Origin of the sequence: Candidatus Palauibacter soopunensis (assembly GCF_947581735.1) — a bacterium.
Taxonomy (GTDB): Bacteria; Gemmatimonadota; Gemmatimonadetes; order Palauibacterales; family Palauibacteraceae; genus Palauibacter; species Palauibacter soopunensis.
Genome location: NZ_CANPVT010000053.1, coordinates 230,109 through 241,840, shown reverse-complemented (window position 1 = coordinate 241,840; position 11,732 = coordinate 230,109). Strand labels below are relative to the sequence as shown.

The window sequence follows — 11,732 nt, the reverse complement described above, 5'->3', positions numbered from 1 at the left end:
TCAGAGCCTGAAGTCCTCCCCGAGGTACAGTTGCCGGGCTTCCGGATCGTTCACGAGGTGGTCCGCCTCGCCGTGCACCAGGATCTTGCCCTCGAACAGCAGGTACGCGCGGTCCGTGATCGACAGCGTCTCGCGCACGTTGTGGTCGGTGATGAGAACCCCCAGACCCTTGTCCCGCAGGCCCCGCACGATGCGCTGGATGTCGTCGATCGCAATCGGGTCGACCCCGGTGAAGGGTTCGTCGAGCAGCAGGAACTTGGGTCGGGTCGCCAGTGCCCGAGTGATCTCCAGCCGCCGCCGCTCCCCCCCGGAGAGCGAATAGGCCTTGTTCGCCCGAAGGTGCTTGATGGATAGTTCGTCGAGCAACTCCTCGAGGCGGTCGCGCCGCTCCTGCCGCGACATCTTGATGGTCTCGAGAATCGCCATCACGTTCTGTTCCACGGTGAGTTTCTGGAAGACCGACGCCTCCTGAGGGAGATAGCCGATGCCGGCTCGCGCCCGCCGGTACATGGGCCAGCTCGTGAGTTCGTCGCGATCGAGGTAGACACGTCCCTCATCCGCCTTGAGCAGGCCGACGATCATGTAGAAGGTCGTCGTCTTCCCCGCCCCGTTCGGGCCGAGCAGTCCGACAACCTCTCCCTGCCGCACCTCGATCTCCACCTGGTTTACGACGCAGCGCCGCTTGAAGGAGCGGACGAGGCCTTCGGCCCGCAATACACTGCTCAACGGGATCTCCCGGGTCTGAGGGCCGGAAGCGCGCCGGGCGTCGCGCGCCGCTCCCGTCCCGGTTGGCGGTTACGCAAAGCAAGCTGCACATCCGGGCTGCGGGAGTGCCCGCGCCGGCTCACGGTGTCCGGGGGTGCGGCGACTGTATCGGGTGGCGCCGTCGTGCTGTCGGCCACGGCTGCGCTGTCGGCCACTGCCGCGCTATCCGCCGGCGAGGGCGTCCCGAACGCTTCCCGCGGTTCCAGGTAGGCGCCGATCGCGTGTTCCCCCTCGACCCCCGTCGGTTCCCCCGCCTCGAAGTCCACCTGGATGCGCCGCGCCACGAGGTAGTTCAGCGATGGTCGCGCGCTCGTCGTCGAATCCCGGACCATCCTGTAGAAGGCGCTTGCATTCCCGTCGAGCACGAGTTGCTGCATGAACGGGTCGGGCGCGGGCACCGAGTCCGTGGCCGGGGCGGCGGAGCGCTCGAATACGGCGATGAGCGTATCGCCGCGCGCCCAGTTCGCGGAACCGTCGGTCGGCAGTTCGATCTCCGCGGGCCCGTCGTCGTCCGCCTCCGCTTCGGTGGTGTTCGAGGCGGCTGCGGCGGCGGTGTCCTGGGCGGCGGCTGCGGTGTCCCGGGTGGCGGCTGCGACCGTGTCCTGGGTGGCGGCTGCGACCGTGTCCTGGGCGGCGGCTGCGACCGTGTCCTGGGCGGCTGCTGCGACCGTGTCCGGCGCGGGGACCGCGGCGGTGTCCGGAGCGGCGGCAGCCGTGGTGTCCGGGGCGGCAGCCGTCGTATCGGTGGCGGTCGAATCCGGAGTCGTCGTATCGGTGGCGGTTGAGTCGGCGGCGGCGGAATCGCCCACAGCGGCCTCCGGCCCGGGCGGCACCGCCCATGACGAGTCGCGCTGGACCGCGACCGCGCTGCCCACCGCATACGCAGTGTCGATCTGACCCGCGTACATCACGAAGTGAATCGAATCACCGCGAAGCTCGTGGCTGCCGGAGAGCGCCCGGCTCACTCCCTCCCCGTGCGCCTGCACCTGCTCCACCTCGCGATTCGCCAGATCGATGTCGACCAGCTCCGCCGCCACCTCGAATCTCTCCCCCGACGCATAGCCGTCGCCGATGGCGTGGATTTCTTCGAGTTCCTCGTTCTGCGAAACGAACCGTATCGAATCGCCCTCCAGCCGGATCCCTTCGGCCTCGATCCACGGCTCGCCCCACAGGACGCCGAGGCCATCGGCGCGAGTGAGCATGGCGCTGTCCGCCTGGGCGTTCAGATCGCTGCGAGCTATGACCGCATCCCCGTAGAAGCGGGCCTCGTCCTCACCGGCGAAAATGGCCAGTTCCGATTCGATCTCGAACGGCTCCGGCGACTCGGTGTTCGTCGGATAGAACGTAACGGTCGGCCTCCCCGGGGCGGTCGTGACGGCGTCGATGCCGGAGACGGCCCGCAGGAACTCCACGCGGGGACCGAGGAGCGTGGAATGATCCGTCAGACGGACGAGTTCGACGTTTTCCTCGGCGATGATGAAGTCGGAAAGTTGAAAGTAGAGGAGCCGTTCCGACTTCAGCGTCCTTATCGAATCTTCGTAGACGACCCCGCCGAGGAGCTCGACCTGCCGGGGACCGTCGCGCTTTATCGCGCTGTCCGCCTCCATCGTGGCGGTCCCGCAGGTCCAAAGGTACCGGCCGCTGAGAACCGTAACGTGCGCGCCGGTCACGTCGCGGTTCGTCACGCTCCTCGTGTCGGCTTCGAGGGGGCGCCACCGGAGGCTGCACCGGTCGAGCGCCGACCCGACGCCGGCTTCGGGCTCCTGCGCGACGATGGGGCCGGCGAGCCATGCCGCCGCCGCGAGGCAGCTCGCAAACCCGATGCACCCGCGAGTCACCGGCGCGCCGCCGCCATCGTATCGGGTGGTGCCTCGAGGCTGTCCGGAAGGATCGCCGCCGTCGTATCGGGTGGTGTCCCGAGGCTGTCCGGAAGGACCGCCGCCGCGGTATCGGGCGGTGTTTCCAGGCTGTCCGGAAGGACCGTCGTGTCGGGCACCGCCGTCACGCTGTCCGCTGCCGCCGCGGAATCCTGCGCGGGGGGCGCCTCCGGGTCGACCTGTGCCGCCGCCGAATCCGCCGGCGCCGGTTCGTCCGCGACCTGCTCTCCCGCGACTTCCTCTCCGGCGGCGGGCGCCGCGCCAACTCCCGCCGTGTCCCCGGCCGGAACCGCCGGCAGGGGGACCGCCTCCGAGAAGGCGGCCACGGGCAGCATCTCTCCCTCCTGATTCAGGAGGACGAGCGAGTCGAGCGCGGGGTCCGACTCGAACGCCGTCCCCTCGAGCGTCAGACCCTCGACCGTCTGCAGGAACCGAAACGCAGTATCGCCAAACAGGCGACCGTCCAGGTTCCGATACCGGAGGCGCTCCGTCTCGAGACGCTGGTCGTCCACGCGGTCCTCCACGACCACCTGCCGCTCTGCCTCGAGATCGCCGGTGAGTTGATGGAAGACTCCGAACTCCGCGGTCACCTCGGTCGATTCCAATCCGTTCGGATCGAAGAACGTCAACGTCATCCGCCGCAGGTGAATCTCGTTGTCCTCGCGCCATTCCGCCGTGTCGGCTTCCACCACGGCACGCCGGATTCCGTCGCGCGTGACGAACGTCCGCATCCCTCGCACGGCGGTATCCACCCCTTCGGGCAACGGTTCGCTCGCGGTCGGAGGCGCATCGTCGGACCCGCACGCGGCCAGGAGAGGCAGCAGCGAAACCCGGACGAACAGACTGAGCGCGCCGTCGCGGCGCGCGCGGCCCCTCCTTTCAACCCGCAAACCGTCCTCCTTCCCGAAACTCCGTCACCAGGCGGTCCCACTCCCCTCGCGCGACGAGCAGGGCCTCCGCGAATTCGCGCACGGCCCCTTCTCCACCGGGCACCGTCCCCACCCACGCCGCGGCGGCCCGGACCTCGGGCACGGCGCCGACGACGGCCGCCGGCAACCCCACCCGTTCCATGACGGCCAGGTCCGTAAGGTCGTCGCCAAGGTGCGCCGCCTGGTCCCAAGTGCAACCGCGTCGCGCGAGCATACCCCGAAGGGCCGAAAGCTTTCCCTTTCGGGAACCGAGCGAAACCTCCGCGATATCCAGCTCCCGCGCCCGTAGGCGGACGGCGGCCGATCGCTTGCCGCTGAGGAACGCGACCACGAATCCGGCTCGCTGCATCATGCGGATCGCCAGGCCATCGAGGGCGTGAAAGCGGCGCAGATCCCGCGGGGCACTGAGGGCGGAGTCCGCGCCCACCCAGATCGAACCGTCCGTGAGCACACCGTCCACGTCGAGGGACACGAAGCGAACGGACTCTGCCAGCCGGCGATCCATCGGGGGTCTCGAGTTCACGGGGACCGGGCTCTCAGGCCGCCACGACCTCGCGGACGCGCATCGCCCCTTCCACGACACGTTCAAGTTCGGCGAGCGGCAGCATGTTGGACCCGTCGGAAGGCGCCGCGGCCGGATCCGGGTGCACCTCGACGAAGAGACCATCGGCCCCGGCCGCCACCGCCGCCGCCGCGAGGCGCCCGATGTGTTCCGGCTCCCCGCCGCTCCGCGCCCCTTCTCCGCCCGGCAACTGCACGGCGTGGGACGCGTCGAACACCGTCGGGCAGCCCGTCGCCTCGCGCATGATGGCGAAACTCCGCATGTCCACGATCCAACGCCCGTAGCCGAAGGCGAACCCGCGTTCCGTCACCGCCATCTCCCGTGCCCCTGCCTCGCGGAGCTTCCCGATCACGCCGCCGACATCTTCCGGGGCCATCCACTGCCCCTTCTTGACGCTCACCGGCCGTCCCGTGGCGGCCGCCGCCCGCAGCAGATCCGTCTGCCGGCAGAGGAAGGCGGGAATCTGGAGCGCGTCCACGACCGCCGCCGCGTGCGCCGCCTGCTCGGGAAGGTGAACGTCGGTGAGCAAAGGGAGTCCGGAGCGGTCGCGCACCCGGGCGAGCGCGGCCAGCCCTTCTTCGAGACCCGGTCCCCGCGGAGACGACGCGGAGCTCCGGTTCGCTTTGTCGAACGAGGCCTTGAACGTCACGGGCAGGTCGAGCCGCTCGCCGAGTTCCGCGAGGTGGTCCGCGATCTCGAAGTTCAGGGCGTCGTCCTCGATCACGCACGGTCCCGCGATGAGAAAGAGCGATGTCCACGCCTTCCTGCGGGTTCCGGATTCCGCGCGCTGGCGACCCGAGAAGAACGAGGGACGCCCCGGATTCATCCTCCGACCGTGACCCCGTTCGTCCGGGCCGATGTCGAGTCCGCCCACTCCTCGCCCGTCTGGTCCCGGCCGGCCGAGTCGCGGGGCCCGTCCTGCAGCGCGTCCCGCCGCGTCACCGCCGCCTCGACGAAGGCCGCGAAGAGCGGGTGAGCCTTGGTGGGCCGCGACTTGAGTTCCGGGTGAAACTGTGTAGCGAGGAAGTAGGGGTGCTCGGGAAGTTCGAGCATTTCGACGAGCCCTCCGTCCGGCGACATGCCGCTGAAGACCATCCCCTGCTGTTCCAGCGTCTCCCGATAGGTCGGGTTGACTTCGTACCGGTGGCGGTGCCGCTCGGAGATCTCGTCCGCGCCGTACACCTCGTGCGCCCGGGACCCCGGCTGCAGCAGGCACGGGTAGGCGCCGAGCCGCATCGTGCCGCCCATGTCCGTCACCTGGTGCTGCGAGTCCAGGAGCGAGATCACGGGATCGCTCGTCCTCAGGTCGAACTCGGACGAGTGCGCGGCCGGGAGACCGCACACGTTGCGCGCGAACTCGATGATCGCGCACTGCAGACCCAGACAGATCCCGAAATAGGGGATGTCGCGCTCCCGCACGTACCGTATCGTGTCCAGCATCCCGTCAATGCCGCGCTCGCCGAAGCCGCCCGGGATGAGCACGCCGTGGAAGCGTTCGAGGAAATCCGTGCCGCGCGCCTCCACATCCTCCGCGGAGCGCCACTCGACATCCACCTCCACATCGTTCACGGCGCCGCCGTGGACGAAGGCCTCCGCGATCGACTTGTAGGAATCCACGAGTTCCGTGTACTTCCCCACCACGCAGAGCCGGACCTTGCCGTGCGCCGGGTTCTTGATCCGGTCCACCATCGCCTTCCAGCTGTCGAGGTCGGGCGGAGGCGTGTCGAACCCGAACTGCTCGCAGATGCGGTCGTCCACCTCCTGCGCGCGGTAGGCGAGCGGGAGTTCGTAGATCGTCGACACGTCGCGCGACTCGATGACCCGGTTCACCTCCACGTTGCAGAAGCGCGCGATCTTCTTCTTGATCCCGTCGTCGAGGTCGTGTTCCGTCCGGCACACGAGCAGGTCGGGCTGGATCCCGATGCTCAGGAGTTCGCGCACCGAGTGCTGCGTCGGCTTCGTCTTCAGTTCGCCGGACGCGTTGATCCAGGGGACGAGCGTGAGGTGGATGAAGAGGGAGTGCTCGCGCCCCACATCCTGCCGGAACTGGCGGATCGCCTCCAGGAACGGGAGCGACTCGATGTCGCCGACGGTGCCGCCGATCTCGGTGATCACGACATCGGGGCCCTTGGCCAGGCGCCGCACCGCCATCTTGATCTCGTCCGTCACGTGCGGGATGACCTGCACCGTGGCGCCGAGGAAGTCGCCGCGCCGCTCCTTCGTGATGATGTCCTGGTAGACGCGGCCCGTCGTGACGTTGTTCGCCTGCGAGAGCGACTCGTCGATGAACCGTTCGTAGTGTCCGAGATCGAGGTCGGTCTCCGCCCCGTCGTCCGTCACGTAGACCTCGCCGTGCTGGAACGGCGACATCGTCCCCGGATCGACGTTGAGGTACGGATCGAACTTCTGGATCGTCACGCGCAGGCCGCGCTCGACGAGCAGGCGCCCGATCGAGGCCGCGGTGATCCCCTTCCCCAGCGCGGAGACGACCCCTCCCGTGATGAAGATGTACTTCGTCGCCGACTTGCCGTCCGTCATCCCCGCACCTCCTTGCTGGACAATACCCGTTCCGCCCGCGCGATGTCGGCGGGAAGGTCGACTCCCGGCTCGGTCCACGGACCGAGTTCGACGTGGATCCGCATGCCCGCCTCGAGCGCCCGCAACTGTTCCAGCCGCTCGGCCCGTTCGAGCTCGGATTCGGGCAGGGCCGCCCACCGCTTGAGTGCGGAGCGCCGGCACGCGTACACGCCGACGTGGCGCAGCCGCGCGCGGGTGCCGAACTCCGGCGACTCGTCCCGCGAGAACGGGATGGGGCTGCGGCTGAAGTAGAGCGCCCTTCCGTCGGCGGCCCGGGCGACCTTGACCACGGCCGGCGACCGCCACTCGTCCTCCGCGCGGATCGGGGCCGCGATCGTCGCGACTTCCTGCGCTCTCCGCACGGCGCCCTCGACCGCGGCCCCGTCCACGAACGGCTCGTCCGCCTGGAAGTTCACGACGACGTCATCCTCCGCCGCGCCGAGCAGGTCGGCCGCTTCATCCACCCGGTCCGTGCCGGACGGGTGGTCCGGCCGGGTGCGGACGACCTCCGCATCGAATCCCCGCGCGCAGTCTTCGATCTCGTCGCTGTCCGTCGCGATCACGACCCCGTCGAAGGAGCGGATCGCCGAAGCGGCGCGCCAGCACCACTCAAGGAGCGTGCGGCCGGCCAGCGGCTGGAGGGGCTTCCTGGAGATACGGGTGCTGGAGATACGGGCGGGAAGGACGCAGATCACGCCCATCGCTGGGAGGGCCGGGAGACGGTCCGGAGCGGCATCGCGAAAAGCTAGACCTGCGCTCCGGGGTTGTCAAAAAAATCAGCGCCGCGGGGGCATGCGCGTGGGCCGGTGCGACTTGCGCGTCCGCACGTCGATGAACCCGATGAGGCCGGGATCGTCGGGCTCGAGCGTGGAGCCGGCGGCGAGGCCGAATTCGAGCTTGAAATCCCACATCCGGAGGGCCAGCCCGCCCTGGAGCGAACCGTACACGTCGAAGCCGTATTCCTCCGAACCGACTGCCCCGCCGCTGCCGCGCGCGAACACATCCAGCCCGCCGAGCGCCACGTCGCCAACGAGGGGGATGCCGTACGCCGCCTCCGCGTAGACCAGGCGGGCGTCCCGCAGGCCGCGCAACGGCATGGTCGGCAGCGTTCCGATGCCCCCGATCATCGAGTGGCGCTGCGAGGGCAGGCGACCGGTGACGTCGAGACGCCCGATCCCGAACGCTTCAACCGCATGCCCCGACGCCGTCACCCGACGAGCGGAGAAGCGCCCCTCCACCAGCAGGAAGTCGTACTCCGAAATCGGGCCGATGCCGGCTACGACGCGGCTCAACTCGTCCTCCAGCCCGACCTCAACGCTGAGACCCATCGCAGTGTGCCCGTCTCTACCCTGCGACTCCCACTCGAAGCCGAGGCGCCCGAACCACAGACTGCCGTCGTCGACCTGGAGATGAGGATCGTAATCCGGCAGCGACCGGAGCGGCCCCGGCGGCTCATCGCCAAAGAGGATCGTGACCTGGCGGACGAGAAAGTCCGCCGCCTCCTCACGTCCCACCGCGGCGACGACGCGCCAGCGGGGCGCATCCTCCCACACGGGCGGCTCCGGCGAACTCCATTCCACTTCCAGGCCGATCTCCCTCGAGTCGTAGTGGCTGCGGACGTCGTCGCCGGCCACGAAGTGGGCGAGGCTGTTGTACCATGTCGGCCGGATCCATTCCTCGTTGCTGATCACGGCGCTGGTCGCGAACAGGCCCAGTCGGACGCGGTCGCCGAGGCGCCAGGAGTTGTGGAGGCGATAGTCCACATCCTCGCGGGCCGGGATCCACGTCATCCCGGCCGCCAGTTCGGGCCGGCCGGGGGCGGCGGAGAGGCGGGCCAGCGCACCGACGGGGATGGAAAGGCCGTTCACGCGGTCGTAGGTGGGGAGATGGAAGCCGTAGGTGCCGTCGAACTCGAAGGCGGGTTCGGGCTCGACTTCGGAGATGATCTCGTAGCCGCCCTCCGTCGGCCGTACGCGCAGCGGTTCGTTCGGACGATAGGTGACGGCCCCCGCGACTTCCGCCACGTCCGAGTCGTAGAACCCGCCTCCGAGCACCAGCACGTCCCCGGCAATCGACGCGCCGGAGCGAAGGAAGAGGTCGCCGTCGACGACGTAGAGATCACCCTCGATCCGCCCGGCGATGCGAGCGGTGCCTTCGAGGAGGAGGACGGCGCCCGGCACCGTGTCTCCCCGCGCCAGGACCGTGTCCCTCGTCCACACCGTGAAACCGCCCGCTTCGAGGAAGTCCGCCAGCGCCGTCTGCGCTTCCGACCGCGGCTCCTCCGCCAGCCGTACGTCCTGACCGCTTGCCGGGGCCGGCAGCCCCGCGGCCTGTGCCGCGGCGAGCGCAACCGCAAACACAAGGCGCTTCATTCGGCGGCCCTCACGGGCGTCCGCCAGCGGTCCCAGGCGATCACCTCCTCGCGCGGCAGCCGCTCCGGCAGTTCCGCCAGCCCATCGTGGTATCCGAGGCAGAAGAGGGCCACGATCGGGACGTGCTCCGGAACGCCCAGGATCGCGCGGACGTCACCCTCCCTGAAACCGTAGACCCAGCTCGACTGCACGCCGAGATCCGCCGCCGCGAGCATCATCGTCTGCGTCGCGGACGCGAGATCCATGGCGAAGCTCGGGCGCCCCGTGCCGCTCACGTGCGAGTGGATCCGGGCGCAGCAGGCGACGACGACGGGCGCCGTCTTCACATGCGGATGGTTGAAGGCGGCCGCGGCGATCCTGTGGCGCGCGAGCGCCTCCTGCACGACGACGAAGCGCCAGGGTTGAGCTTCCCGCGCGGACGATGCGTAGCGCGCCGCCTCGAGCACCGCTTCCACGACCTCCGGTTCGACGAGCCGGTCGCGGAAACGCTTGACCGGACGCCGGTTGCGCGACAGATGGAGGAGGCGGGTCACCCTCATCGACACCGCTCACCCACGCGGATGGTGGCTGCGGTGCACCTGCCGCAGGTGCGACCGATCCACGTGTGTGTAGATCTCGGTCGTCGAGATGTCTGCATGTCCGAGCATCTCCTGGACCGACGCGAGGTCGGCGCCTCCCTCGAGCAGGTGAGTCGCGAAGCTGTGGCGCAGCGTATGGGGCGTCACGCGCTTCAGGATGCCGGCACGTTCGACGTGGCGGCGGAGAATCTTCCAGACGCCCATCCGGCTCAGCGGCAGCCCCCGGGCATTGAGGAAGATGTGCCCGGCGGATCGCCCCCGGTCGAGCGCCGGTCTGGTGGTTCGAAGGTATCGGCGCACCGCCGAGCGCGCAGCCGCACCGACCGGAACGAACCTCTCCTTCCCCCCCTTTCCCCGCACGCGTACGAGAGCTTCGTCGACGTCGAGGTCCCTCCCCTTCAGCGCGACGAGTTCCGACACGCGGAGCCCGCAGCCGTAGAGGACCTCAAGCATCGCCGCGTCCCGCGCCGCCGTGCGGCTGTCGGGGTCCGCCGCCCCGATCAGCGCCTCGATCTCGGGGACGGAAAGCACGTCGGGCAGAGAGCGCCCCGCCCGTGGCGCTTCGAGGCGTTCACTCGGATCGGACTCGAGCGCGCCCTCGACGATGAGGAAGCGGAAGTAGCCGCGCAGCGCGTAGACGGTCCGGGCGACCGTCGAAGCCGCCCGCCCTTCGCCCGCCAACCGCGCGACATGGTCGCGAAGCAGCCCATAGGTGACCCCGGTCGGTGCCGTGACGCCCTCCGAGGCCGCGAACGCCGCGAAACGCCGGGCCTCGCGCAGGTACGCGTCGATGGTGCGCGGAGAGAGTCCCCGTTCGAAGCCGAGGTGGTCCCGGAAGGGTTCGAGGTGGAAGGCGCGCTCGATGCCCGGGACGTCTCCCGTCACGGCGACGACCGCGATCCGCCGTCGCCGGAGCCCACGGAGCCGTCGCCGGAGCCGCGGCCGGGATCCGGGGACGCACGCGGAGCCTCGTCGCGCCGGCTTCGGATCCACCAGCCGATGATCCCGCCGATGAGGACGGCCGCCACGAGGAAGAGCCACGCGTTGACCTGGCCGAGCAGCGCCATGAGGCGGTCCACGTTGCGCGAGGCGAACATCCCCCCCGCCAGCATGAGACCGTTCCAGAGCAGCGATGCGGCGACGACCGGGACCAGCGCCGGCAGCGCGCCCAGTCCGGTGAATCCCGCGAAGGTCGGGACGACGACGCGCAGCACCGGCAGGCAGCGGGCGAAGAAGATGGCCCACAACCCGTGCCGCTCGTAGAAGCGGGCCAGGCGCTCGAACTGGTGCGGACGGAGGAGGCGCCGGCCCCAGCGCGTCTCGAAGGCGCCGCGGCCGTGCCGGCGCGCAAGCCCGAACACGACCATGGCGCCGCCCGAGTTCGCGATCCACGCGCAGAGCAGCACCGGGAGGGGCTGCAGCGACCCCCGGTCCGCGAGCACGGCCCCGAGCACGACGAAGGTGTCGGAGGGGACGGGCGGGAAGATGTTCTCGAGCGCCGACCCCGCCGTGATGATCGCGTAGGCCGTGGCCGCCGGGAGGGCGAGGAGGAAATCGAGGAGGGGTTGAACGCCGGGGACCTCAGGCACCGTCCCCCGCAGCCGCGGCCACCGTCGCCACCGCGATGGCGGCGAGGCCCTCGCCCCGTCCGATCCACCCCATCCCCTCGTTCGACTTCCCCTTGATCGACACGCCGGCCGGCCCCGTGCCCAGGGCCCGGCCGAGCCGCTCCCGCATGGCTTCGGCGTGCGGCGAGATGCGGGGCCGCTCGGCGATGACCGTCGCGTCGACGTTCACCACCCGGAACCCCTTCTCGTTCAGCCGGCGCACCGCCGAGGCGAGGAGCTCGATGGAGTCGGCGCCCGCGTGCGCGGGGTCCGTATCCGGAAAGAGCGCGCCGATGTCCCCGAGGCCCGCCGCGCCCAGGACCGCGTCCGTGATCGCGTGCGCGACCGCGTCGCCGTCGGAGTGTCCCTTCAGTCCGGGGGCGCCGGGGATCGCCACTCCGCCCAGCACGAGAGGCCGCGCCTCATCGAAGCGGTGGGAGTCGTACCCGACGCCGGTTCGCACCA

12 protein-coding genes are annotated in these 11,732 nt (G+C 69.9%); all 12 read right to left on the bottom strand.

Features of this window, described 5'->3' with window-relative positions; translation table 11 throughout:
- The 12 genes from lptB to ispF all read right to left on the bottom strand — a co-directional run bounded on the left by lptB (window position 1) and on the right by ispF (window position 11,730).
- Window positions 1-726 (bottom strand): LPS export ABC transporter ATP-binding protein, encoded by a 726-nt coding sequence (lptB, locus tag RN901_RS14515; RefSeq protein ID WP_310759015.1) that lies wholly within the window; start codon window positions 724-726, stop codon window positions 1-3.
- Complete coding sequence (locus RN901_RS14510) at window positions 723-2,603, bottom strand: hypothetical protein (RefSeq protein ID WP_310759014.1); 1,881 nt, start codon at window positions 2,601-2,603, stop codon at window positions 723-725. Before RN901_RS14510 ends, lptB begins: the two co-directional genes overlap by 4 nt.
- Entirely contained in the window at window positions 2,600-3,532 is a 933-nt protein-coding gene (gene lptC / locus RN901_RS14505) for an LPS export ABC transporter periplasmic protein LptC (protein ID WP_310759013.1), read from the bottom strand. Before lptC ends, RN901_RS14510 begins: the two co-directional genes overlap by 4 nt.
- Window positions 3,522-4,076: an HAD hydrolase family protein gene (locus tag RN901_RS14500; RefSeq protein WP_310759012.1), complete on the bottom strand. Its 555-nt coding sequence runs from the start codon at window positions 4,074-4,076 to the stop codon at window positions 3,522-3,524. The genes lptC and RN901_RS14500 overlap by 11 nt, the downstream gene beginning before the upstream one ends.
- Before the next feature lie 31 nt (window positions 4,077-4,107).
- Window positions 4,108-4,959: a 3-deoxy-8-phosphooctulonate synthase gene (gene kdsA / locus RN901_RS14495; RefSeq protein WP_310759011.1), complete on the bottom strand. Its 852-nt coding sequence runs from the start codon at window positions 4,957-4,959 to the stop codon at window positions 4,108-4,110.
- On the bottom strand, window positions 4,956-6,671 hold the full coding sequence (locus RN901_RS14490) for a CTP synthase (protein WP_310759010.1): 1,716 nt from the start codon (window positions 6,669-6,671) through the stop codon (window positions 4,956-4,958). The genes kdsA and RN901_RS14490 overlap by 4 nt, the downstream gene beginning before the upstream one ends.
- A complete protein-coding gene (gene kdsB, locus RN901_RS14485; protein ID WP_310759009.1) occupies window positions 6,668-7,405 on the bottom strand; it encodes a 3-deoxy-manno-octulosonate cytidylyltransferase in 738 nt (245 codons plus the stop codon). The genes RN901_RS14490 and kdsB overlap by 4 nt, the downstream gene beginning before the upstream one ends.
- An 81-nt stretch (window positions 7,406-7,486) precedes the next feature.
- The gene (locus tag RN901_RS14480) at window positions 7,487-9,082 is read right to left on the bottom strand and encodes a polymer-forming cytoskeletal protein (protein ID WP_310759008.1); all 1,596 of its coding nucleotides are present in this window, start codon (window positions 9,080-9,082) and stop codon (window positions 7,487-7,489) included.
- A complete protein-coding gene (locus RN901_RS14475; RefSeq protein WP_310759007.1) occupies window positions 9,079-9,621 on the bottom strand; it encodes a nitroreductase family protein in 543 nt (180 codons plus the stop codon). The genes RN901_RS14480 and RN901_RS14475 overlap by 4 nt, the downstream gene beginning before the upstream one ends.
- Window positions 9,622-9,630: 9 nt before the next feature.
- Window positions 9,631-10,545 (bottom strand): site-specific tyrosine recombinase XerD, encoded by a 915-nt coding sequence (gene xerD, locus RN901_RS14470; RefSeq protein ID WP_310759006.1) that lies wholly within the window; start codon window positions 10,543-10,545, stop codon window positions 9,631-9,633.
- Complete coding sequence (locus RN901_RS14465) at window positions 10,542-11,249, bottom strand: DedA family protein (protein WP_310759005.1); 708 nt, start codon at window positions 11,247-11,249, stop codon at window positions 10,542-10,544. The genes xerD and RN901_RS14465 overlap by 4 nt, the downstream gene beginning before the upstream one ends.
- Window positions 11,242-11,730, bottom strand: a complete 489-nt coding sequence (gene ispF, locus RN901_RS14460) for a 2-C-methyl-D-erythritol 2,4-cyclodiphosphate synthase (RefSeq protein WP_310759004.1) — start codon at window positions 11,728-11,730, stop codon at window positions 11,242-11,244. Before ispF ends, RN901_RS14465 begins: the two co-directional genes overlap by 8 nt.
- Between the last annotated feature and the right edge of the window lie 2 nt (window positions 11,731-11,732).